The 23,764-nt window shown below is 68.9% G+C and carries 20 protein-coding genes; 10 read left to right on the plus strand and 10 right to left on the minus strand.

Going from position 1 to position 23,764, the window contains the following annotated elements; all coding sequences use genetic code 11:
* Positions 1-107 precede the first annotated feature (107 nt).
* Together ABS52_04720 and ABS52_04725 are read left to right on the plus strand one after the other, a co-directional pair.
* A complete protein-coding gene (locus ABS52_04720) occupies positions 108-650 on the plus strand; it encodes a hypothetical protein (protein ID ODT04347.1) in 543 nt (180 codons plus the stop codon).
* Between the two features lie 1,315 nt (positions 651-1,965).
* The gene (locus tag ABS52_04725; protein ODT04348.1) at positions 1,966-3,294 is read left to right on the plus strand and encodes a hypothetical protein; all 1,329 of its coding nucleotides are present in this window, start codon (positions 1,966-1,968) and stop codon (positions 3,292-3,294) included.
* 627 nt (positions 3,295-3,921) lie between these two features.
* Here ABS52_04725 and ABS52_04730 read toward each other — a convergent pair.
* Positions 3,922-4,191 (minus strand): hypothetical protein, encoded by a 270-nt coding sequence (locus ABS52_04730; protein ODT04349.1) that lies wholly within the window; start codon positions 4,189-4,191, stop codon positions 3,922-3,924.
* A 1,366-nt stretch (positions 4,192-5,557) separates the two neighbouring features.
* Between ABS52_04730 and ABS52_04735 the strand changes: the two genes are divergently transcribed.
* Positions 5,558-5,785 (plus strand): hypothetical protein, encoded by a 228-nt coding sequence (locus ABS52_04735; GenBank protein ODT04350.1) that lies wholly within the window; start codon positions 5,558-5,560, stop codon positions 5,783-5,785.
* 92 nt (positions 5,786-5,877) lie between these two features.
* Here the strand turns inward: ABS52_04735 and ABS52_04740 are convergent, their stop codons facing one another.
* Positions 5,878-6,489 (minus strand): hypothetical protein, encoded by a 612-nt coding sequence (locus ABS52_04740; GenBank protein ODT04351.1) that lies wholly within the window; start codon positions 6,487-6,489, stop codon positions 5,878-5,880.
* Positions 6,490-6,760: 271 nt separating this feature from the next.
* Between ABS52_04740 and ABS52_04745 the strand changes: the two genes are divergently transcribed.
* Together ABS52_04745 and ABS52_04750 are read left to right on the plus strand one after the other, a co-directional pair.
* Positions 6,761-7,198 carry a hypothetical protein gene (locus tag ABS52_04745; protein ID ODT04352.1) on the plus strand — a complete coding sequence of 146 codons (438 nt, stop codon included), beginning with the start codon at positions 6,761-6,763 and terminating at the stop codon, positions 7,196-7,198.
* A gap of 89 nt (positions 7,199-7,287) precedes the next feature.
* On the plus strand, positions 7,288-8,151 hold the full coding sequence (locus ABS52_04750; GenBank protein ID ODT04353.1) for a hypothetical protein: 864 nt from the start codon (positions 7,288-7,290) through the stop codon (positions 8,149-8,151).
* 125 nt (positions 8,152-8,276) lie between these two features.
* Here the strand turns inward: ABS52_04750 and ABS52_04755 are convergent, their stop codons facing one another.
* Both ABS52_04755 and ABS52_04760 read right to left on the minus strand, forming a co-directional pair.
* A complete protein-coding gene (locus ABS52_04755; protein ID ODT04354.1) occupies positions 8,277-8,501 on the minus strand; it encodes a hypothetical protein in 225 nt (74 codons plus the stop codon).
* Between the two features lie 48 nt (positions 8,502-8,549).
* Positions 8,550-9,047, minus strand: a complete 498-nt coding sequence (locus ABS52_04760; protein ODT04355.1) for a hypothetical protein — start codon at positions 9,045-9,047, stop codon at positions 8,550-8,552.
* 80 nt (positions 9,048-9,127) lie between these two features.
* On the opposite strand from ABS52_04760, the gene ABS52_04765 reads away from it, so the two are divergent.
* Positions 9,128-9,535: a MerR family transcriptional regulator gene (locus tag ABS52_04765; protein ID ODT04356.1), complete on the plus strand. Its 408-nt coding sequence runs from the start codon at positions 9,128-9,130 to the stop codon at positions 9,533-9,535.
* Between the two features lie 58 nt (positions 9,536-9,593).
* Here the strand turns inward: ABS52_04765 and ABS52_04770 are convergent, their stop codons facing one another.
* The gene (locus tag ABS52_04770) at positions 9,594-10,076 is read right to left on the minus strand and encodes a hypothetical protein (protein ODT04357.1); all 483 of its coding nucleotides are present in this window, start codon (positions 10,074-10,076) and stop codon (positions 9,594-9,596) included.
* Positions 10,077-10,080: 4 nt separating this feature from the next.
* Complete coding sequence (locus tag ABS52_04775) at positions 10,081-12,498, minus strand: TonB-dependent receptor (GenBank protein ODT04358.1); 2,418 nt, start codon at positions 12,496-12,498, stop codon at positions 10,081-10,083.
* 294 nt (positions 12,499-12,792) lie between these two features.
* Between ABS52_04775 and ABS52_04780 the strand changes: the two genes are divergently transcribed.
* Positions 12,793-14,013 (plus strand): hypothetical protein, encoded by a 1,221-nt coding sequence (locus tag ABS52_04780; GenBank protein ODT04359.1) that lies wholly within the window; start codon positions 12,793-12,795, stop codon positions 14,011-14,013.
* Here the strand turns inward: ABS52_04780 and ABS52_04785 are convergent.
* Entirely contained in the window at positions 13,985-15,379 is a 1,395-nt protein-coding gene (locus ABS52_04785; protein ID ODT04448.1) for a peptidase S10, read from the minus strand. The two genes, ABS52_04780 and ABS52_04785, sit on opposite strands and share 29 nt — an antisense overlap.
* A gap of 705 nt (positions 15,380-16,084) precedes the next feature.
* On the opposite strand from ABS52_04785, the gene ABS52_04790 reads away from it, so the two are divergent.
* Both ABS52_04790 and ABS52_04795 read left to right on the plus strand, forming a co-directional pair.
* The gene (locus ABS52_04790; GenBank protein ID ODT04449.1) at positions 16,085-17,164 is read left to right on the plus strand and encodes a tryptophan--tRNA ligase; all 1,080 of its coding nucleotides are present in this window, start codon (positions 16,085-16,087) and stop codon (positions 17,162-17,164) included.
* Between the two features lie 100 nt (positions 17,165-17,264).
* Positions 17,265-19,040 (plus strand): hypothetical protein, encoded by a 1,776-nt coding sequence (locus ABS52_04795; GenBank protein ID ODT04360.1) that lies wholly within the window; start codon positions 17,265-17,267, stop codon positions 19,038-19,040.
* 73 nt (positions 19,041-19,113) lie between these two features.
* Here the strand turns inward: ABS52_04795 and ABS52_04800 are convergent, their stop codons facing one another.
* On the minus strand, positions 19,114-19,431 hold the full coding sequence (locus ABS52_04800) for a hypothetical protein (protein ID ODT04361.1): 318 nt from the start codon (positions 19,429-19,431) through the stop codon (positions 19,114-19,116).
* 57 nt (positions 19,432-19,488) lie between these two features.
* The gene (locus tag ABS52_04805; GenBank protein ID ODT04362.1) at positions 19,489-20,322 is read right to left on the minus strand and encodes a hypothetical protein; all 834 of its coding nucleotides are present in this window, start codon (positions 20,320-20,322) and stop codon (positions 19,489-19,491) included.
* Between the two features lie 218 nt (positions 20,323-20,540).
* Here ABS52_04805 and ABS52_04810 point away from each other — a divergent pair, with 218 nt between their 5' ends.
* Entirely contained in the window at positions 20,541-21,509 is a 969-nt protein-coding gene (locus ABS52_04810) for a hypothetical protein (GenBank protein ID ODT04363.1), read from the plus strand.
* 58 nt (positions 21,510-21,567) lie between these two features.
* Here ABS52_04810 and ABS52_04815 read toward each other — a convergent pair whose 3' ends face one another.
* On the minus strand, positions 21,568-23,622 hold the full coding sequence (locus ABS52_04815) for a pyrrolo-quinoline quinone (protein ODT04364.1): 2,055 nt from the start codon (positions 23,620-23,622) through the stop codon (positions 21,568-21,570).
* Positions 23,623-23,764: the final 142 nt, after the last annotated feature.

Consider the following 23,764-nt stretch of genomic DNA (forward strand, 5'->3'; position numbering starts at 1 on the left):
CGCTGGTCCCCTGCGGTCTGCTTCCGTCGTGCTGCCATTGAACACCTCCGCCCTCAATTTGGGGCTGGTGAGGTGTCCATCAAACCGGGTCAGGTCCAGGTCGACTGATGGAGTGGCTGCTGGTAAACGCCGCGAAGCCATATGACGGCGTCGCGCGATTGATCGCGGGAGTGATGGGTACGCGAAGAACCTTCGATGCGGAGTTCCGTGACCTGTACATCCGCAGGTTCAGGGAACGGTTCGACTTGGATCCGATGTTGGCGGGTACCAACAACTTCTGGCTCAGCTACGCGCACGTACTCGAGACGTCGCGGTCCACGTGGTCGCGAATCGCCAACTGGCAGACGCTCTATGGGTTCGCGCGCAATCTTGCCACAGCATTCTTCGCGGCCTTCCTATACTCGTGGTTCTGGTACCGGCTGCACCGTGACGCGTTTGTCGTTCCTGAGAGTTTCGATGTGCGGGTGTTGGCGGCATTGTCCTACGGGTATTTCCTCTTGTCGCTCGTGCTCCTGCTTCGCTACTACTACCTGTATCGTGGCTACTTCACGAAATTCGTCTTTCGCGCATTCGTATACGCGTGCTCCGGAAACGTGCCGCCTGTGCGCGAGAACGAGCGCCGGGATCGTGGCGACGGCGTGGGATTCTAAGACCTTCGGTGGGTTCTAGCTGGCTGCGATGCTGCCCGTGACTGCTGCATGAGGTGGTAGTCGAGCACCGTCGACCCGAGTGCGGCAGCGTTCACACCGGCGGCCGCTGCCACGACCACGGGCCAGTCCGGGGAGAAGGACGTGTTCGTCTCCCGCGAGAGGGTCGCCCCATGTGGCGGTCGAATTGATGTGCCGAGCGCAGGTGCTGCAGTCGCCAACCTACCATCTAAGATGCCGCCTGAACCGCCCCGGCCTTACCGGAGGCTCCAGTCTTTAGGAGGCTGGAGCCATGAGGAGAGCGAACCGGGCCTCGCCTGAGGTGCGTGAGCGCGCCGCCCGATGGTCACGCACCCAAGTCCACGAGACGGTGCGCACAACTCGTAGGAGTTGCTCCCGTCGGCCACGTCATTGAGGCGCATCGCTGCGCGGCCGCATCATGGGGAGTGTCCGCAGCAGATGCCAACGTCAGGCCGACCTCGCACTGCCACGCCACGTCTCAGTTGGAGCATTACACTCGCGGTCGTCCTCCTCTCCGGATGTCGCACCACTCCGTCGTCCCGACCGACGACGGACGACTGCATCCCCGGCGACTCGGGCCCGTCACAGCCGCTCGTAACCTCAATCACGGACTCCTTGCCCCCGGGCACGCTTCTCGTCAACGTTCGGGACCGACTGACGGGCGCGGCCCTCGATGCCGCCGTATTGCGCCTCGCCTCGCCCGTTCGCCGCGCCTCGACCGACGCGCGCGGCGATTCTCGGTTCGACTCCCTGCATCCAGGCCAGTACGTCGTGACGACCCGGCGCATCGGCTATGACGCCCGTACAGATACGGTGTCGGTCGGGAATGTTGCAGACCAGCGTGTACAGATGTCGCTTCGCCGCCCTGCGATGTGCCTCAGGAGCGTCGTCTTCGTCGGCCTTCCCAAGGTCGCACGATGAGGGGTCTACGATCGTCTGATAATCCCCACCAACGATCGTCTCCAGTTCCCCACCACGTGAGACCTCACGCCTCGGGCTAAGGGGTGAGGGTGGAACGGACAAGCAACACCGTCATCGACGTCCTCGACGCCGAGGCGAAACGTGCGAGCGGCCGTCACTTCATTGACCGTGGGCTGGCTCGGTTAGGCGACGGCAGGTGACGACGCGTTCGACTCGTCGGCCGCGCTCCAGCGGGTCGAAACTCCCCATAGCCTCCTCGTGCGAGGTCGAGTGCGGCCCCACGTCGAGAGATCCCTCGGTTAACGCCCGATTGACGCCCGAATGGCACAGTTCGGTACCTCGTCGTTCAGCGTTAACCCTCGAGGATCACCCACCAATGATCGAAGAACGAAAGCTTCGCGTCGCGCCCAGTGCAGGCGCAATCGCGACCCGGCTCGCTGCCGCCGTGTCGCTGGCGCTTCTTGCCGCCGCCTGCTCCCCCGACTCCGGGCTCCCGCCGGGCTTGGTGCCGGGATCGGACGCCGCATACGCGGCCAAGGGGGGCAACCCGGCGGCCCGCGTCATCGTCTCCGTCGTCGTCACGCCCAACCCCGCCACCGTGCGGGTCGATGCCACGCAGCAGCTGACGGCGACCGCGTACAATCGCGACGGTGGCGTGGTTCAGGACGCCGTCTTCAAATGGTCCAGCAGCGACCCGACGATCGCGACCGTGAACGCCGCTGGCGTCGTCCTGGGGCGTAGGGCAGGGGGGCCCGTCACGATCACGGCCAAGACCGACATGAAGTCGGCCGCCGCCACGGTCCGCGGCGCGGCGCGGGTGACGGTGGAATCTCGTCAGCTGCAGTGGGTGGTGGTGCCGAGTCCGACCATGCAGCCGCTCCATGCCGTATGGGGCGCTGCCCCGGACGATGTCTGGGCCGTTGGCGAATACGGGACCATCCTGCACTATGATGGCGTGCAGTGGACGTCGGTGGCGAACACCATCTCCCGAAGTCTCGTCCGCGTGTGGGGCGCGAGCAGCACGGACATCTGGGCGACGGCGTACACGGTTGGTGGCGGCGGATATGCCGTCTACCACTACGACGGCCACCAATGGACGCAGTCCACGAGCGTCGGCAACGGAGGTGTCTGGGGGACCGCCTCGAACAACGTCTGGGTGGGCGGCGACGGCGGGTTCCTGATGCGCTTCGACGGAGCGCAGTGGAGCACGGTCTCGAGTCCGTTCAATCGCGCCATCGACGACTTCTCGGGGACGAGCGCCTCCGATGTCTGGGCTGTTGGCGACGCGAGCGGGGGTATCGCCACGATGCACTACGACGGCGTCTCGTGGGCGGCTGCGCCGACACCGCCCGTCCAGCGACTCGGGACGGTATGGGCGGCCAGCGCGGCCGACGTCTGGGCGGGCGGCTACAAGGGCTCGCCGGCGCAGCCGGTCATGCTTCGGTGGAACGGTTCCACCTGGTCGGAAGTGCCACTGCCATCGCTGGGTGGAGCCTGCTGTGTCCACAAACTGTGGGGGAGCGCCGCGAACAGCGTCTGGGGGACGTCGTCGGGAGGGCAGATCCTGCACTTCGACGGCACGCAGTGGTCTGTCGAGGGCACGTCGACGTCATCGACATTCGTGTCCATCTGGGGGTTCGGGGATGACGACGTCTGGGCCGTGGGCGATGGAGGGGTGATTCTCCATCGCACGTACGTGCCGTAGGTGCGAGGCGAGGTCGGATCGGTGTCTACCGCACACTCTCAAAGCACCAGCCGGCGGAGCGGATCCCGGAGTGTGCAATTCTCGCCGGTGATCCTGTGCAATTCTGCGCCGGTGCTAACACGCCTGCAGTCCTGGTAAGCGAAAGCCCATCAGCGCGAACGCGGCGAGCCCGCGCGCATGACATTCGGCGAGCGCGCGCTCGACCGCTTGCGGAAAGCGCAGGGCGAGGACGCCGGGGTCACGATTGACCGCCAGGGCGCTGGACCAATGGCCGGCGCTCACAGGGCTCCCTCGTCGGGGTCGGATGCGTTCGCCCACTGGTGGGCGACGATGGTAAGACCGCCCAGTCCTCGAGACCGAAGCAGGCACATGCATGGCGCAGTTGGTCAATGCCTGAGCGCCGACTTGACGAGGGCGGCAGGGATTGTAGGATTGGGCGGTCGACATGGAGCGGCGCCATCCGCTTTTGAGACGGAAGCGCCGGCCGCTGGGGAGGATGTGAAGCCACGAGGAGGGCATATGCGGCGCAGCGTCACAGGCGGGCTGGTGCTCACGGTCGTGCTTGCAGGATGCAGGGATGTGTCGACGGCCCCGGACGTGCGCGTGCGGTTACCGCTGGATCCCCCGTCACTGTCTGTCGTCCCGGACCAGTTCGCCATCTTCGCGCGAATGGTCACGCTCGCTCAGGGCTGGGTAGGCAGCGGACTGCTGAACACCGGCCAGGGGGATGGCCTGATCGCGAAAGTCAATTCTGCCCGTGCCGCAATGGCCCACGGCAGCCAGAACCTGCCGGCCACGGCGGGAATCCTTCAGGCGCTCGCGAACCAACTGCAGGCCTTCGTGCAGGCGGGACTGCTGACTGCCGCCCAGGCGGCGGAGCTGGTGGCGCTCGGCCAAGCCGTGACAAACAACGAGCTGCTCTTCGAGTCCATCAGTGCGGGTAGCGGTTTCGCCTGCGGGCTGGCTATTGGAGGCTATGCCTACTGCTGGGGACGAAATGACGCCGGGCAATTGGGCAACGGGACTACGATCGCGACCGTCCACCCAACGCTGGTGTCCACAAGCAAGACCTTCACGTCGATCGGTGTCGGTGAGTGGCACGGGTGTGGCCTGACCGCCGGTGGTGAGGTCTGGTGCTGGGGAGGGAATAACTCCGGCCAGTTGGGCGATGGCACGATCATTGATCGGCTCGTGCCATCGCGAGTCTCCGGTGGATGGGTCTTTGCGTCGCTCGATGTGGGTGCGTACGGCACCTGCGGTACCACGACGTCGGGAGTGGCGTACTGCTGGGGCGCAGGAGGCCGCGTCGGAGTCGACCTCGGAGGTCTCGGAGCACCGGCGCCGGCGATGTGCGCGGGCTACTACGCCGGTCCGTGGCCGTGCGCTCTCGCTCCGTTGCAGGTCTCAGGAAGTCACACATTTTCTGCCATCAGTGCAGGACTCTGGACCGCCTGCGGCTTAGCGACTGGGGGACAACCGCTCTGCTGGGGGTGGAACCAGTTGTGGCAACTCGGGAACGGCACCACTGTCAACGCGCCGAGTCCCACCCCGGTGTCGACGAGTTCTCCGTTCCAGTCCATCGCCATTGGGGCCGCTCACGCGTGCGGGATCGCGAGTGGTGGCGCGGCCTACTGCTGGGGGCCATCGGCCTTCAACTGGGGCCAGCTCGGTCACGGCACCTTCCTCGGTGCGTCGGCACCCAGCCCCGTGAGCGGCGGATTGACCTTCAGCATGATCCGACCGGCCAAGGGGAACAACATCTTCTCCTTCACGTGCGGGGTCACCACCGCAGGCGTCGCCTACTGCTGGGGGGCGAACGTGCGCGGAGAGCTGGGTGGGGTGGCCGCCGAGAGCTGCAATTCTGGCGTCTTCGCGTTCCCGTGCAGCTCGACGCCTATCGCTGTGTCCGGCGGTCACATGTTCGACGAGGTAAGCGCCGGCAACGCATTCGCATGCGGTGTGACCCCGGTCGGCGAAGGCTATTGTTGGGGTGCGAACGATGTCGGCCAGCTTGGCGACGGGAGTACTACTGACGCAAGTGCCCCGGTGCGCGTCGTCCGGTGATAGCGCGAGTGGCGAAGGCGTGGCCTCGGACCCCAGTCGTGCAGGGGAAGAGTGTCTGTGTTGCTCCTACGCCAATGGCGAATGCGGCACCGTGCGTTGTCTGGCTGCACCGCGCCGCGATGGCCGCGCACTCGAGTGAGCTTACGCGACGTACGCGATCGAGCTTCTCGCCTGGGACCTTCTGCTCGGCCTCGCACTCATGCTCGCGGCCGGCGCCCTGCCGGCTGACCGGACATCGCAGCGGCTGCGCCCCTGGCTCCGGGTCACCGGGGCGCTGTGCCTGGCCGGGCTGATCGGCCCCCTCGTTGGCGACATGCGGCTGCAGCTGGTCGGGGTGTTCGGGTATGCGGTCCTCCTCCCGCTGGTCGCGTGGATGCTGCGCGGCTGGTTTCGCGCGGAAGAGCGGGAGCAGCGCGTCGGCACCTAACGGGCGGTGGCGCGGAGGGCTGCCCCGGAGGAACGTCTGGATCGCCGCGCACGGTCCTCGCGCTGGGCCATGGGAAGCCGGCCCCCCGGCGCTCAGAACAGGAAGCGCACCACCAGCATCGTCCCCAACACCGTCGTGGCCCCGCCGGCGGCGTATGCTCCGGCGCCGGTCGCCGCACCGCCCGCGATGCCCCCGGTGCACGGCGACGGCGAGCGCTGTCCCTGCACGCCGCCGATGACGGCGCCGGTCACCGCCACCGCGCCTAACGCCACGACCGCCGGGCGCACGTCGCGCCACGACCATGGGCGAGCCGGGGCGCGCTGCGCGGCGGCGCGGGCGTGCTGGTCGCGGGCGGCGCGCTCGTGGCGGCTGATGTGCCGCGTGACCAGGCCACCGATGCCGCCCAGCGCCGCCCCGGCGATCGCCCCGTGCACGGCGCTCTTCTCCGCGTGGCCGAGGCAGCGGGAGGGCGAGACGGCGCCTCCCACGAAACCGGCCAGCGCCCCCGCGCCGGCGCCGACGAGCGAGAGCCCGGCCGCGTTGAGCACACGCCCTTCGCACGTGGCCGATGCACTGAGCCAGCTGACCTCGAGGCAGCGGCGCGACGTGCTGTCGAGCGCGGCACTCGACGGGCGTTGCGATTGGGCCGCGCAGGGGAGGAGGGCGGCGAGGACGAGCGCGATACATGCGAGCGGGGGACGCATCTGGCACCTGCTGCGGGGAGTGAGTCCGGCGCGGTGCTCCGAGCCCGATTGCAGGCCGCCACCGATGGGATCGGGGATGATCGCCCTGGGCGATTAGTTGCCGATTAGCGGGAGTGGCCGCGCCATCGCGGCTCTCCATGAGCTCCCCCCACGCGCGACCACGCCCCCGCGCCGCAGCCCGTCGCCGTCGCGCGCCCCATTGCGGCGCCCGCAGGTGCGCATTATTGTGTGTGATCAACACGGAATATCCACGACCCGGAGCGGAGAGACCATGGCGGCCACGGCACGACGATACGGCACGACTCAGCAGGCGATGGTGAGCCTGCTGATGGCCTCCGGCCGCCTGCATCGCGCGCTCTCCGAGCTCATGGAGCGCCACGACGTCACGCACGACCAATACAACGTGCTGCGGATCCTCCGCGGCGCCGGGGCGGAGGGATTGCCGCGCTACGAGATCTCCGCCCGGATGATCTACCGCGCGTCCGACGTCACCCGGCTCCTCGATCGCCTGGAAGCGCGGAACCTCGTGCAGCGGCAGCGGTCGGCACAGGATCGCCGGCTCTCGCTGACGTGCATCTCCCGGAAGGGGCTCGCCCTGCTCGATGCCCTCGAGCCCGAGGTCGCTGTCGTGCACGAACGAATGACGCAGCGCTTCACGGCCGCCGAGCGCCATGAGCTGGCGCGGCTCTGCGACATGGTGACCGACTGATCGCGACGGCTGGTGCGGCGACACCCCGCTCCGGACGCACGAACACGTGGTGGAAACATCAATAGTTCACAACTTGCAAGGAGGGGCACATGCGGGTGCTGGTGACGGGCGGGACCGGGTACATCGGGGGAGCGGTGCTGCGGGCGCTGCGAGCAGCGGGGCACGAACCGCGCGGCGTCGTACGCTCGGAGGAGGCGGCGCGGGGTGTGCGCGCGCGCGGCGGGGTGCCGGTGAACGGCGACCTGCGCGACCCACGCGGGCTGGCCGAGCTGGCGCGCGATGCCGACGCGGTGATTCACGCCGCCAGCACGCAATCGCCCGATGCGGCGGAGGCCGACATTGCCGCGTCGCGCGCCATCCGTGACGCCCTGGAGGGGAGCGGGAAGCCGTTCGTCCTCACCAGCGGCGCGTGGGTGCTCGGCGACACGGGCGATCGCATGGCCGACGAGACCTGGGCGCGCAACCCGGTGGAGTTGGTCGCCTGGCGCGGTCCGCTGGAGGAGGAGATTCTCGCGGCACCCGGAATGCGCGGCATCGTCCTCCGCCCCGGCGTGGTCTTCGGCGAGCATGGCGGGATTCCGGAGTCGGTCGCTCAGGGTGAGCTTCCCGTTGTCGGCGACGGTGCGCAGCACTGGGCGCTGGTGCATGTGCGCGATCTCGCGGACCTCTACGTACGGGCGCTCGGCGCCCCGGCCGGTGCGATCCTCCATGGTATCGCCCTCGTCGCCACGATGCGCGACGTCGCGCTCCTCGGTGCGGCGCGGCGCGGCGGGCGTTCGTTCGAGTCGGCCACGCTCGCGCAGGCCCGCGATCGTCTGGGGGCGTTTGCCGACGCGCTCGCGATCAACCAGCGCATCTCATCGGACCGGACGCAGGCGCTGCTCGGCTGGCGCCCGAGTCGGACCTCGCTCGTCGAGGAGTTCCTCGGCGACGGGCGGCTGGCGGCTGCCTGAGACAAGGCGGCGCACTCCCCCGGCAGCGAGCCGAGGGAGTGCGAGGCGGGTGTCGGTCGGGGCGACGGGCGAGCGCTTCGTTGCCATGCCCCCCCCGGCAGTCGCGGGACGGTTGGCGGCCGCGCCTAACCCGTCGCACTCGCCACGACGCGCCGCACGAACGGCGCGACGATGGCGACGGTGGGAAAGGCCACGGGCCACGTCGTGAGGCAGCTGCGCACCCACTGTTCAGGGAGTCCAGGATGGAATCCACGTGAGGTGATCAGGACGAACGCCGAGACGATGCAGACCATGATGGCCGACAGCAGGGCGCTGAACAGGACGGGTGCAAAGCGGGCGGGAATGCGCATGACGGTCTCCAGTTGGCAACGGGGAAGGGTTTCAGTCAGGTCGTGCGCTCAGCGCGCGGGTGACGCGAGGAGGAGTGTGGCCCATCCGGCCGCATAGAGCCCGAGGCCGAAGACGAGGTGCGTGAGGAAGCTCTGGATCCTGGCCGCGCCAGGCCTCGGGCTTCGGGAGGCGGCGACCCCCACCCCCATCCCCGGTTGCATCAGCAGCATGGGCGCCGCCACGGTCCCGATGCCGACCGTCAGGGCAGGGCCGATGGTCGGGTGCCGCATCCATTCGGGTCCCCAGATGCCGGTGAGCACCGCTGCGAAGGTGATGCCGATCAGGTAGTGCATCGCCCAGCCGATGACGTGCTCGCCGTGCACGGGAGGCGACGCGGCGATCGCGTCGTGGCGGAACTGGCCGCGGGGCATGTAGGCGAACCAGCGCCCCACCAGCCGGTAGTCGGGGCGAGGGAAGCCGAGCAATCGTCGGCGCGCCAGCCCCCACAGGTCCGTGACCGCGGTGGCGATGACCCCGATGGCGATCGTGCGAATGAGATAGTCCAAGACGTCCTCCGGTCGACTGAGTTGCACTCCATGCGAAGGGAGTGTACAAATTGAAGTCGACTTTAGGTCAAGGAGGCGGGATGGACATCGGCGAGGTGGCGCGGCGGACGGGAGTGCCGGCGTCGGCGCTGCGCTACTACGAGAAGAAGGGGCTGATCCGCTCCGTCGGCCGGACGGGGCTGCGCCGCACCTTCGATGATGGGGTGCTCGAGCGGCTCGCCTTGATCGCGCTGGGGCAGTCGGCCGGCCTCACGCTCGACGAGATCGCGCGGATGTTCGCGGCCGATGGCTCCCCTCGCGTGGACCGTGCGCTGCTCGCCGCGAGGGCGGACCAGATCGACGCGCGCATCCGCCAGATGACCGCGATGCGCGACGGCCTGCGGCACGCCGCTGCCTGCCGCGCCGCAGACCACATGGCATGCCCGAAGTTCCGCCGCCTGCTGGGACTCGCCGCGTCCAGGCGCCGGACGAGCGCGCGCGAGCCTTAGGCGGGGGTCACGCGCGAGTCAGTCGAACAGCGCTGAACGTTGCAGCGCAACGCTTCCCTCACTCGCCGCCCTTCGCCCGCTCGCGCTCTCGCCGGCGCACTGCGAGCAACTCCGCGCACTCCTTCGCCAGGATCCCGCCGTGCACCTCGGGAGGGAGCGTCCCAGGAAACGCCGTGACGTCCGCGAGCAACGGCCACGTGCCGCACGCTGCGCCGACGGCGCCGGCAACGGTGCCGTAGACCACACGCGCGATGCCGGTGCGCCGGATGACGTAGGCACAGAGCACGCACGGCTCCACGGTCGTGTACAGTGTGGCCCCGGCGAGGTGGAGCGACCCGCTGGCCGTGCATGCCTCGCGTACGGCCTCGACCTCGGCGTGGGCACTGGGGTCGAGGCGCTCGCGGGTCCGCTCGCGCCCCGCGCCGAGCACGCGACCGTCGCGCACCACGAGCGCTCCCACCGGAGTCTCGTGTGCCGCCAGCGCCTGGCGTGCCAGCTCCAGGGATCGCCGCATCCAGTAGTCGTCGTCCGTGAGGCTCATTCGGCTAGAACTTCCAGTTGTAGCCCACACGAATGACCTGCGTCTCCAGGTAGTCCGTGCTGACGAGGCGAAAGTTGGTGCCGCGGATGGTACGCTCGACCTGGTTGGTGTTGAGCAGATCGGTGGCGTTCACGACGATCTCGCCCCTCCCTCGCAGAACGCTCTTCTTCGCGCCGGCGTCGAGGAGGTAGCGGCTCCCCATGCGCCCCTGCGGGAAGAGATCGGGGGCGAGGTAGATGTTGGAGAGCTGCAACTGCCAGTCGCGTGGAAGGGTGAGCGTCGCGTTGAGCTTGACGTTGCCCGATGTGAGCTGCTCGCGCGACGCCGTGTACGTTACCGGGACCGGGTAGCGGTTCACGACCGAGAACGCGTCGATGATGCGGCGGTAGACGTTGGCATTGGCGTTGAGCGAGAGCTGCGCCCCGACCAACTGCTGCCAGACCACTTCGCCCCCAGTGCTCCAGCTGCGCCCGGCGTTCTGGAAGACGTTGTACAGGAGCACGCTGCCAGGAGGCTGCGTGGCGATGCGGGTGATCGTGCCGTCGACGATGCGGTGATAGGCGGCGGTGTACAGGCTCCCCGTTGCCCAGCTCGTCTTGTAGCCGAGTTCCATGGAGGTGGCATACTGCGGCTGGAGCCCGGGGTTGCCGACCTTGATCAGCTCCGGCTCGTCGTACTTGGGGAAGATGCGGATGTCGACCTCATTGGGGCGATCGACGCGCCGGTTGAAGAAGAGCGACAGCTTGTTGGCGTCGTCGAACTTCCAGGCGGCGCGCAGGTTGGGGAACGGCCGGAAATACCGATAGCCGTCGCTCTTGTAGGTGTTATGGCCCGGGTTGACGTCGTAGTCGACGTGCACGGCCTCGATGCGGACTCCCCCTTCGAGCTCCACGTGCTCGCTCTCGAAGACGTAGTTGCCGTACACGGCGGGAATGGTCTCGCGGTAGGTCGCCCAGCCGCCGGCTCCCGTGTCGATGGGAGAGTTCTGGCCCGGGAAGAAGCGCATGTTCACCGGGATGGAGCGGTAGCGCCCCTTGAACCCCGCCTCCAGACGCCCCTGCCGGAGCGGCTTGACGTAGTCGGCGTTGAGGTCCACGACGTGCTCGTCGGAGAGCAGCTTGAACGCGTCGCGCCCCGTGAAGGAAGGGAGCGTGTTGGTGAAGAAGTACTGCTCGTCCTCGCGGTGGAAGGAGTAATTGCTGGTGAAGGTCAGCGTGTGCCCGGCCTGCGGGAACCTGTGCACCAGCGAGGCGGTGCCGAACGCGGTGTACTTGACCTCGTCCTCCAGGAACTGCCACAGGCGCAAGCGGGTCTGCAACGTCTGGTCGAAGTACGGGTTGTCGCCGTAGTCGAGGATCTTCTCGCGGTTGAACAGCCCGGCGACGTGGAGCGTGTTGCGCTCATCGATGGCGTGGTCCACCCCCGCGTTGAGGGTGGCGTAGTCGGTGCGGCGGTTGCGCTTGACCTGTTGGACGATGACGGTGCCGTCGTCGTAGGTGCGGGTGGCGAACTCGTTCTTGTTGAGCGTCGGGGAATAGAGCCAGTCGGCCTGCAGGAAGGAGTTGGTCTTGCCGTTGCGGTAGTTGACGCCGACCGAGGGGTTGAACTTGGGCGTGCCCTGGTACTGTGGGCGGATGGTGGGGAGGTTCGCCTTCTTCTCCCACAGCGCGCCCGCACCGCCCATCACGCCCAGCTTGCCGTTGAAGCCGCGCTGTTCCTCCTTGCGGAAAACGAGGTTGATGATACCGGCGCTGGCGTTGGCATCGAACTTGGCCGACGGATTGTTGATGACGTCGATGCGCTCGAGCGCCGACGCGGGGAGGTTGTCCAGGCCGGCTTGCGAGCCGAAGCCGGTGAGTGCGGTCTGCTTGCCGTCGATGAGGACGACGACCTTGTCGCTGCCGCGGAGGAGAATCTTGCCGTCCTGTCCGACGGTCACCCCCGGCACGGCGCTCATGGCCTGGAGGACGGAACCGCCCGACTGACTGATGTTGTCGGCGACGGTGAAGCTCTTGCGGTCCATGGCCGCGGAGACGGCATCGGCGCTCCCCGTGACGACGACGCCGGCCAGCGCCTGCGGCGACCGGGTCATCGCGATGGGGCCGAGGTCGAGGAAGGGACTCAGCTCACCGATCAGGACGCGCTGTCGGAGGGGCTGGTAGCCGATCGACCGGGCCACCAGGACGTATACCCCCTTCTTGAGCGCCGCGAAGGTGAAGGCGCCCTCCTGGTCGGTCAGCCCTCCTGCGACGAACGCGCTGTCCTTCTCCGCCACGAGCTGAAGCGAGAGGTAGGGGAGCGGCGCCTTCGACTCGGCGTCCTGGAGTCTGCCCGAGAGGGTGACGCCCGACGGCGTCTGGGCGGCAACGGCTAGCGGGAGGCAGAGCGAGCAGAGAAACCAACGAAGGACGCGGAGTGGCACGGTACGGGGAAGGGTTGGGCTCGAGGCGTGTATGGAGAACGCCCGTGTGAGGTCCGTCGGGGCGCATCGCGGTGCGCTGGCAAGTTCGCGGGGCGTCGCAGGGGCGACAAGCGGGTGCGGGATGGGCGGTCGCCGGGGTGCCGGATGGCGAGCGCCCCTCGTGGCATGGGACGCGAAGGGGGCTCCGTCGAACCGCTCGGAAGGCGTGATGCGGAACTTGACACCCCAGGCCGCGTGGCGGGAATTGGGGGCGTCCCAGCCCCGGAGTCTCGTCATGGTGATGCGTTCGTGCCGATGCCCCGCATTCCGCTAACGGCGTGCGTCGCGGCGGCCGCGCTGGCCGCGTCGCTCGGGGCATGTGGTTCGCGCGACGAGACGCTCACGCGACGGATCCACGCGCACCCGAGTATGCCACTCGACGCCACGTTGCGGCTCGCGATTGGGGCCGAAGCCGATACCAGTGAGCCCGCCGCACTACTGGCGGGCGTCGGCAACGCGATCATCGACCAGGGGGAGCATCTCGCGATCGTGGATGGCGGCAGCAGCTCCATTCGCCTGTTCGATGCGCGCGGGCGATTCGTGCGGTCGGTGGGTCGGGACGGGAGCGGTCCGGGCGAATTCCGCCTCCCGACATGGATTGGAGGGTGCTGGGGAGGGGGCTATGCCGCGTGGGACTTCGGCCGGAAGGTCGTGTACTACGACTCCCTGTGGAACTATCGCGACGAGGTGCCCATCCCTGCGGCGGTGACGTCCGCGAGGCCGCTGGCTTGCCTCACGGGCGGTGTCATCGTCGCGACCGTGGAGACGGGAGGTCGGGTCCCCGAAGGAGGTGGGCTCGTGCGGCTGCCCACGTCGGTCCTGCGCATCCGCCCTCGCGAAGGACGTGTGGATACGATCGCCACCTTCGCCGGGACCGAGTACTTCTTCTCGCGCCGGTCACCCATCTTCCTCGACGTCCCCCTCGGGCGCGCGACTCGGGTGGCCGTGCGGTTGCAGGACGTCGTCGTGGCGAGCACCGACAGCACCACGTTGCACGTGCTCTCGTTGAACGGCGCGCCGGTTACCCAGTGGCCGCTGGGGCTCACGCGGCGTCACGCGAGCCTGGACGATCAGCGGCGGGCGTTCGAGGAGCGGCTGGAGGCGTTGCAGCTCCTGCGCACGCGCCGCATGCTGCGCCCCCTGCTGGAGGAACTGCCGCGTGTCGATCAGTTCCCCTACTTCGAGACCCTGGTGACGGATGACAGCGCGCGCATCTGGATCAAGACCTACGATGGCGCGGGGACGCCGTGGCGCGTGTGGCAGGTCGTCGGCGACCGCGGAGGCGTGCGCGCGACCGTACGCCTCCCTGCCAAGGCGCAGGTGACGACGATCGCGCAGGGCTGCATCGTCGCCATCGAGCGCGACTCCGTGGGAACGGAGCGCGTGCGCGTGTACGGGATGCGCACGGGGGAGAAGGATGGCCTGATGGCCCCGTGCCCGCTCGGTCTTACCGCCCTCCCTTCGTCGACTGGATGAAGCTGGCGATGTCGCGCTTGAGCTGCGCCAACAGCGCCGGGTGGATGTACATCATGTGCCCCGCCTCGTAGTACTTCAGCGTCACCCGGTCGTGGTACGAGCGATCGTTGCCCAGGTGATCGAAGGTGTACTCGGTGGCGCCGAACGGCGTGGCGAAGTCGTAATAGCCGTTGGCCACCATCACCTCGAGGAAGGGGTTGCGCGCCATCGCCGAGCGCAGGTCCTCGACCATGTTGAGGTACCGGTTGGTGTATGGCGCGTAGTCCCACGGTTGCACCTGGCCGCTGGTGTAGTACGGCAGCTCCGACTCCCAGCGCAGCTCGCGGCGCAGGTAATCGAGGAAGAGCGCGGTGTACGGCCCCGACAGGGCGTGGTTGGAGGGGTCGAACTCCTGTACCTCGCCGGCGGCATCGGCATCGACGCCGGTGTAGCGCCCGTCCAGGCGCCCGATGTGCACCCCCTTGTCGCGCAGCAACTCCTTGCGGAAGCGTGGGTCGGTCACGCGCAGGTTGGCCCGCTCGATGAACTCGGGAGAGAGCCCGGAGAAGCGCGCCACCTTCTGTACGATGGCGGCGCGCTCGGCGCCTTGCAGCCGCGTCCCCTTCGCCAGCGCCGTCAGGTACTCGCCGAAGGCGAAGGCGCGCGACTCGGCGACGGCGCGCTCGAGCGTCATGGCTTGCAGGTCGGCGGGGAGCTTGCGGTGGTACCAGGCCGACGCCGTGAACGACGGGAGGAAGTTGGCGTAGGGGTAGTCGTTCCCCGGGACGTATCCCTTGGTCTGGTAGTCGAGGATGGAGGAGACCAGGACGATCCCGTTCAGCTCCATCCCATGCACGCGTTGCAGCTCCGCGGCCACGCCGGCCGAGCGCATGGTGCCGTACGACTCACCCAGGAGGTACTTGGGCGAGGGCCAGCGATTGAAGGTGGTGGTGAAGACGCGAATGAATTCCGCCACCGACTGCACGTCGCCGCGCGCGCCCAGGAAGGGGCGCATCTCCTCGCCGGCAGCGGCGCGGGAGTAGCCGGTCTGCACCGGATCGATCATGACGATGTCGGTCACGTCGAGCGGCGAGCTCTCGTTGGCCACCAGCGTGTAGGGGGGCGCCGGCTGGAAGCCGTCGGCGGCCATCTGCACGCGCTTGGGGCCCATGAGCCCCATGTGCAGCCAGATGGACGCCGAGCCGGGGCCGCCGTTGTACGAGTAGGTGATGGGGCGGTTGGCGGCGTCCTCGCCGTCCTTGCGGTAGTAGGTGAAGAAGATGTGGGCGCGCGGCTTCCCCGCCGGCGTGCGCAGCACCAGGCGCCCCACGGTGGCGGTGTAGCGGATCTCGATGCCGCCGATGCGTGCCACGTGCGACGTCTCCACATAGCGGTGCGCGGTGTCGGTCGCAGCTGGCGGGGGCGCTCCCTGTGCCGCGGGCGCGGAGGGGGCGGGGCGGGTCTGCGCCTGGAGCGCGCCGGCGACGAGGAGGAGCGGGAGGAGACGCATGGGTGGTGGAGAGGGGGGGCGGAAGGCGAGAGGAGGGGATGGTGCACGACGCTGCAGCCGGGAGGTCTCCCCGTCTTACGCCGGCGAGCGCCGGGCTGTTGGGAGGCGCGGGTGACGCATGGCTGAGGGACGCGTGGCGCGCGCCATGCATGGTGCCGGACGCTGCAGGTGGGGCGTCGACCCCGCCGGTTGCCTCATGTCCAATACGACCGGTTGTCACGCGTCCCGGCCCAGTGTAACTTGAATTCATGACGCTGACACACTGCGCACGTGCCATCACCTGGTACTGGCGGCCCTCTTCACGAGCGGTCCGCTAGCGCACGTCCGTCCACGCGCACTTCCGGGGTCGCTCGACATCGAGCGACCCCGCGTCGTTTGGGGATGGTCTTCCACCAAATCCCGATCACGACGCAGTCGAGCGCCGATGTCGATGCGGCTCCTCACTCGAACTTCAGGAGCAGGCGTCCCATGTCCACTCGACTTTCCTCATTCTCAGGCCCCCAAGCCACGCATTCCCCCCCTCACACGGGGCGGTTCGCGGCCACGATCGCCGGCAATCCAGAGCTTCACGACGTCGGCGCGATACCTTCTCTCCCCGGCGTCCGATCCGATGATGTCGTTCTCACCGGCGATCGGCCGACGGGGCGGCTCCACCTCGGGCACCTGGCCGGCTCGCTGCGCTCGCGCGTCGCCCTGCAATCGGCCGGTGTCACGCAGACGCTCCTCATCGCCGACCTGCAGGCGCTGACCGACAACGTGGCCCGCGCCGCGCACGTTGCCTCGTACGTCGAAGAGGTCGCGCTCGACTACCTGGCGGCCGGCATCGATCCGGCGCGCACCACCATCGCCGTGCAGTCGGGGCTCCCCGCGCTCGCCGAACTGACGGTGCTCTACCTGAACCTCGTCACGGTCGCGCGCCTGGAGCGCAATCCGACGGTACGGACCGAGATCGCGCTCCGTGGTTTCGACACGGGTGGCGGCGGTGCCGGGTCAGGGCGCGCGATCCCCGCGGGCTTCCTCTCCTACCCGGTGAGCCAGGCGGCCGACATCACGGGCTTCCGCGCGACGCTCGTCCCCGTGGGTGCCGACCAGCTGCCGATGCTCGAGATAACAAACGAGATCGTGCATCGCGTCAACGCGGTCGCGGGAGCGACGGTGCTCCCCGAGGGACGCGCGCTCCTGTCCACCACGCCGCGCCTCCCCGGCGTCGACGGGCGCAAGGCGAGCAAGTCGCTGGGAAACGCGATCGGCCTCACGGCGAGCGCCGACGAGATCCGGCGATGCGTGCGCGCGATGTACACGGACCCGGGGCATGTGCGCGTAAGCGATCCCGGGCGCGTGGAGGGGAACGTCGTCTTCGCCTATCTCCAGGCCTTCGATCCGGACCGGGATGCCGTCGACGAGTTGGCGGCACGGTATCGTCGCGGCGGGCTCGGGGACGTGGCGATCAAGCAGCGCCTGACGGATGTGCTCGAGGCGCTGGTGGCGCCCATGCGCGCGCGGCGGGCGGAGTACGAGGACGCCCGGGAGGGCGTACGCGCGCTGCTGGACGAGGGGACGGCGCGCTCACGGACCGTCACCGAAGCGGTGCTCGACGACGTGAGGGGGGCGTTCGGCCTCACTCGGCGCAGTCGACTGCGGTCGCACGCCGCCTCTGGCTGACGGGGCGTGCGCGCCGCAACGTTCGTCAGGCGGAGGTTTGCTGGGCGAGAGCATGAGGGCATCGGCGTGGGGGGAGGGACCTGGACACCGACTCAGGAGGATGGTGCGCATGCAGGGACGTTCGGCGCTGGCGTGGATCGTGGCGGGAGCGCTCAGCATCGGCATGGGCGCATGCGACGGCGGGCGGGTCGGCTCACGACAGTCGGCGACGCGCCCTGCGCCGGTCGACTCGCTCGCCGACGCCTACTGGGCGACGTACCTGGACATCTACCCGGAGGACGGGACCGCCTCCGGCGTGCAAACCGCCGACCACTCGCGCATCCACGACAACGGCCTGGCGGCGCTGCGCCGCGACCAGGAGCGACTCGATCGCCTGCGCGCCGCCACGCTCGCGATAGACCCGACCGTCCTGGAGGGGACGCCGCAGGAAGTCACCTACGCGGTCCTTCGCGAGGCGCTCGAGAGCGAGTACGCGCGCCGCGCCTGCCGCACGGAGCTGTGGGGGGTGGCGTCGTACGTGAACGGGTGGCAGGCGGTCTACACCGACCTTGCGCTCCTGCAGCCGGTCGGCTCCGACTCGCTTCGCGCGGCCGCCCTCGCGCGGGCGCGGGCCCTCCCGGGTTTCATCGACACGGAGATCGCCAACCTGCGTGACGGGATCCGCCTGGGCTACAGCTCACCCAAGGTCATCGTTCGCAACGTCATCGGGCAGTTGGACAACCTCCTCGCGCCGCCGCCGTCGCAGTCGCCCTTCCACTCGCCCGCCGAACGCGACCGTACGGCGTCGTTCGACTCGGCGCTGACGCGCATCATCGCCGGCGAGATCAACCCCGCCATCCGGCGATACCGGGACTTCCTGCAGCGCGAGTACCTCCCGGGTGCGCGTGAGACGCTGGGCGTCTCGGCCAATCCGCAGGGGGCGCAGTGCTATGCCGCCGCGCTGCGCGCATTCTCGAGCGTCCCGATCAGCGCCGACTCCGTGTACACGATCGGGCTGCGGGCGATGGAGCAGGTGCAAGGCGAGATGCGGGTCATCGCCGCGCGCAGCTTTGCCGGCGAGTCGCTGGGAACGCTCCTGCCGAAGCTGCGCAGCGACCCGCGCTACACCTTCCGTACGTCGCAGGAGATCATCGACTCGTCGTCGGCGGTGATCGCGCGGGGCAAGGCGGCGATGGCGCAGTGGTTCGGGCGGCTGCCGAAGGCGGACATCGTGATCCAGCCGTATCCCGAGTTCCGGCAGAAGGCCGGGGCCCCCGGGCAGTACCAGCCAGCCCCCGACGACGGTTCCCGCCCCGCCATCTTCCTCATCAACCCGTCGGACCCGACCCACAAGCCGCGGGCGGATGCCGAGAACGTGGCGGTGCACGAGGCCATCCCCGGGCATCACCTGCAGGCGGCGATCGCGAAGGAGCGCACCGACCTCCACCCGCTGTCGCGCTACCTGTTCAACTCGGGCTTCGGCGAGGGGTGGGGGTTGTACGCCGAGCGACTCGCCGACGAGATGGGGCTCTATTCCAGCGACCTGGGGCGCATGGGGATGCTGTCGAGCGAGGCGTTCCGTGCCGCGCGCATGGTGATCGACGCCGGCATCCACACCCGGGGGTGGACCCGCCAGCAGGCGCTCGACTATCTCCTGACGCACACCGTCCTTCCACCAGCGATCGCCGAAGGCGAGATAGACCGCTACATCTCCTGGCCCGGCCAGGCGCCGTCGTACATGATCGGCCGGATGGAGATAGTGCGGCTACGGGAGAGGGCGCGGTCGGCGCTGGGCGAGCGTTTCGACATTCGCGCCTTCCACGACCGGGTGCTGGAAGACGGGAGCGTCCCGCTAACCTTCCTGCGCTCGCGCATCGAGCGGTGGGTGGTGCAGTGAGGCGGGCCCGGGGAGATCTCGTCGTCATGGACGAGACCTCGCCGGGCCCGAGTGGACACCAGCCGGGCGATGGTCAGGCGGCGCCCGCCGCGACCTCGTGCTTCGGCCCCCAGATCATCCCCTCTGCGGTCAGGGGGTCGATCACGCTCAGGACTTCCGTGACCTTGTCGCACGGGAAGCCCCCCAGGCGCGCGCGCTCCTTGATGAGGTCCACGTTAGGCGAGATGTACACGCAGAAGAGCTTGTCGCGGGTCACGAAGCTGTGCAGCCACTGGATGCTGGGGCCGAGGCTGGTGAGCACGCTGACGGACTGGCGTGCGACGTCCATGAGCTGTTGCGCGCTGAAGGTGCCGAGTGCGGGAATGTGGCGCTCGATGAGGTACTTGGGCATGGAAAGGTGGCGAGTTGGAGTTGGAGTTGGAGTTGGAGTTGGTGGGAGGGGCGTGCGTCAGGGCGTGGCAAGCGCGCATGACACCTTGGAGTTCCACATGGCGAAAGTGCCACTCGGGTTGGATCGCCAGTTCCAGATGTGCAGCGCCCACACCCCCAGCGGCTCGTTGCGCATGAAGGGCACGCCGAGGAGTCGGGGCGGCTCGGAGTGTTGCCAGGCGGCGAACGGCACCACGTAGTCGACGCCGACGAGCTCCAGGCGGCCGTCGCGCTGTGGCTCGTACATGATGAGCTCGGGGCGCAGCAGCTCGATGATCGTGTCCACGCGTGCGGGGGCGAGATAGTGAATGCCCTGGGCGCCGGCGGGTGACGCGGCGCACCCGGCGGGAAACTGCGAGGTGTAGCCGTCCTCCTGGGCGGCGGAGAGGGAGTGGTACTTGGCCGTTGCCATCTTCACGAGGGCGATGGCTTCGCGCTGGGCCGGGGTGAGCTGCTCCTTCTCCCGACCGACGGTTGCATTGGCCGCGCCCTGCCTCGCCTCCATCCTGACGGTCCCGGGCGAGGGGGGTTCGTAGCTGCTGGCGCACGCGGTGACAAACACCGCGAGCATGGCGATGGTCCCGGCAAGGAGCGCCAACTCGCCCCTCGCGTGACCGGTGACGCGGAGCTGCGAGAAGATGGTCGGCGCGAGGGCGCGAAAGCGCTCCGAGATGGAACGCTCGGGGCTGGTGTACGACTCCGAGTCGTCGGTGCGGCGCGACTTGCGGGGCTTGGCGCGCTCGGCCTCGCTCCGTGGCGGGGCGATACGGAAGCGCGAGGCGACGCGGACGTCGCCCTCCGGCTCGCCGCAATCGATGGCGTCGTCGGTGGGGGGAGTGGGATGCAGCGACATGGGATCTCCAGAGTGTGTGTGTGCTTGGGCGGGCGTCGTGCCCGCGACAGGAGAGTGCCACCGTCGGCCCAAGCGCCCCATGCCCGGGATGACGCATTTCTTGCCCACGCGTTCGCGGTGCGCCGCGGACTTCGCCTCGCGTACGGATTGGTTGCCCGCGCGTACGGGGGAGTGGCGCGCGCGTGCGGCGCGCGCCCTGACGCACTAACTTTTTTGGCATGGACCCACTCTCGGACGTGCTGCGTGCCGTGCGGCTCGACGGCGCCTTCTTCTACCTCGTGGAAGCGGTACACCCGTGGTCGGTACACTCGGAACCGGCGGTGGAGCTCACGCCGAGGGTGCTCCCGGGCGCCGAGCACCTCATCACGTATCACATCGTGACAGAGGGGAGCTGCTGGGGAGGGGTGATTGGAGAGCCGCAAGTACTGCTCGAGGCGGGCGACGCGATCCTCTTTCCGCACGGTGACGCGCACTTCATGTCCAGCGCGGAGGGGGGACGGGTGGATCCCTCCCTACACACGTCACGCCCCGCCCGGTATCTCGACACCGTGCGCGTGGGAGCGGTGGGGGGGAGGGGGGAGGGAATGGGGAGGCGTACGGAGTTCGTGTGCGGCTTCCTGGGGTGGGATAGCCATCCGTTCAATCCGCTGCTGCGCTCGTTGCCGCGCATGCTGCACGTCCCCCGTGCCGCGGGAGAATGGCTCTCGCTCTTCCCGCGTCAGGCGGTGGTGGAGTCGCGGCGGGAGCGTGCTGGCGGCGCCACGGTCCTCACGCGCATGGCCGAGCTCATGTTCGTGGAGGTGTTGCGCCGCCACATGGAGTCTGTCGGCGCGAGCCGGCGGGGATGGTTGGCGGCGCTGCGCGATCCAGTGGTCGGCGCGGCGCTGGCGCAGTTGCACGAGCATCCGGCGCGCGAGTGGACGCTGGCCGATCTCTCGCGCGGTGCCAACAGCAGCCGCACCGTGCTGTCGGAGCGCTTCGCCGAGCTGGTGGGGCTCACGCCGATGCAGTACCTGGCGCAGTGGCGGCTGCAACTGGCCGCCGAGCAGCTGGCGAGCACCGCCGAGAAGGTCGCCACGATAGGCGAGAAGGTGGGGTACGAGTCGGAGGCGGCGTTCAGCCGCGCGTTCAAGCGGGCAACGGGAGAGTCACCGGCGGCGTGGCGGAGGAAGCGGGGGACGGGATGAGCGGAGGCGAGCGCCGGATTCCGGGGCGGAGGGAGTCACTGCGTCGGCGTGGCCGCCCCTAGGGCAGCGCAAACGCCACATACGTCCCTCCGCTCCTGGCCCCGTTCTTCCCCCCGCCGCACGCGATCACGATGTACTGCTTCCCGTTCACCATGTAGGTGGCCGGCGTGGTGTTGCCGGCGGCGGGGAGCTCCCCTTCCCACAACAGCGTCCCCGTCGCCTTGTCGAAGGCGCGGATCTTGTTGTCGTAGGTGGTGGCGGCGATGATCAGGAGCCCGTTCTTCGTGACGATGGCGCCGCCGTAGTTGTCGCTCCCGGTGTTCCCGAGCCCCTGGGCCACGAGTGCCGGGTACTGGCCGAAGGGGATGGACCACTTCGTCTCGCCCGAGTTGAGGTCGATGGCGTTGAGCGTCCCCCAGGGGGGCTTGATGGCGGGGTACCCCTCGTGGTCGAGGAAGATGTCGAAGGTGGTGTTGCGGTACTTGAGGAAGGTGGGGAGGTGCAGCGGGAGGATGGTGGGGGCCTGGCCGCTCACCAGGTACTCGGTGAGCTGCGCCACCCCCGAGTCGCCTAACGAGGTGGCGAAGGCCGGCATGCGCCCGGTGCCGCCGCGGATGGCATTGGCGATCTGGTCACGCGTCAGGCGCCTGGCCACCCCCGCCAGCGTCGGCCCGATGGGGGTCGACTTGGCCCCGTGACATTCGGCGCAGTACGCGCCGAACAGCGACCGCTCCTCGCGCGGGACGATCTTCAGGATCCACCCCATCTCGTTGGAGTTGACGTACATCACCCCGGTCTCGGGGTCGAAGGCCGGTCCGCCGTATTCGCCTCCGCCGTCGACGCCGGGGAAGATGATGATCCCCCGGGTGTTGGGAGGCGTCCACGGGTCGGGGGTGGGATTCTCGCGGAAGAGCTTCAGCGCCGCGGCGCGTGCCTCGGGGGTGCGGTCGGTCAGCATGTCCTCGGTGAGCTGCTGGCGCGCGAAGGGCCTGGGGAGGACGGGGAAGCGCTGCGAGTCGGCGGTCACGTCGCCCTCGAGGAGGGCCGGGGGCATCTTGCGCCACTCGCTGGGGAAGAGCTCGGCCCCGCTGTCGCGGTCCAGGACCCAGACGTGCCCGGTCTTGGTGATCTGGGCGACGGCGTCGACGGGCTTCCCGTTTCGCCTGACGGTGACGAGCGCCGGCGCGGCGGGGAAGTCGCGGTCCCACAGGTCGTGCCGCAGCCCCTGGAAGTGCCACTTCCGCTCTCCCGTGTTGGCGTCGAGCGCGACGATGGAGTTGGCGAACAGGTTGTCGCCCAGGCGGTTGGCGCCATAGAAGTCGAACGAGGCGGAGCCGGTGGCGAAGAAGACCATCCCCCGCCGCTGGTCGACGGTCACCCCGCTCCACGCGTTGGCCCCTCCCGCCACCTTCCACGCGTCCGGCGACCACGTGTCGTAGCCGAACTCGCCGGGGTGCGGGATGGTGTGAAAGCTCCAGCGGATCGTCCCCGTCCTGACGTCGTACGCCCGGATGTCGCCCGGCGCCGAGGGGAGCGCCTCGGGGACGGCGGTCCCGATGATGAGCATGTCCTTGTACACGGCGCCCGGCGTGCTGGCGCTCACCGAGAGCCCCTCCACCGGACGCCCCAGCCCCTCGCGCAGGTCGACCCACCCGCTGTCGTTCCCCCACCCCGCCGCCGGCCGCCCGGTCCTGGCGTCGAGCGAGAAGAGGCGGTGGCGATAGTTGAAGTACACGCGCCCGTCGTGCACCACCACGCCGCGGTAGCGGATGCGCGGCCCCGAGAAGTGTCCCCCGGTGGGGTCGAAGCTCCACAGCTCCTTCCCGGTCGCCGCATCCAGGGCGAAGGCCCGCTGCTTGGGCGACACGGCGTACAGCACCCCGCCGACGACGATGGGGTTGGACTGCATCTCGGACCCCTCGAAGGCATCCTTGGTGTCGTAGCGCCACGCCACTTGCAGCTGTGCGACGTTGGCGGGCGAGATCTGCGATAGTGTGGTGTAGTGCGTCTTCTCGTGGCTCCCCAGGTAGACGGGCCAATCGGCGTTGGCGGGGGCGCCGCAGGAGACCGCGACCGACGTGAGGATCAGGGGGACGATGAAGCGGGGGCGCATGAGTGGTGACGCGGGGATGAACGAACGGCGCACGCGTGGGGGGCACCGCCACCGCGCACCGAAGAGGAAACGACGGGGCGAACATGGCGAGGGGGGCGGCGAGGCGCTACGCCCGTCCCGGCGGCGGTGCGCATCCGTTCGC

It is taken from the genome of Gemmatimonadetes bacterium SCN 70-22, assembly GCA_001724275.1.
Classification (GTDB): domain Bacteria; phylum Gemmatimonadota; class Gemmatimonadetes; order Gemmatimonadales; family Gemmatimonadaceae; genus SCN-70-22.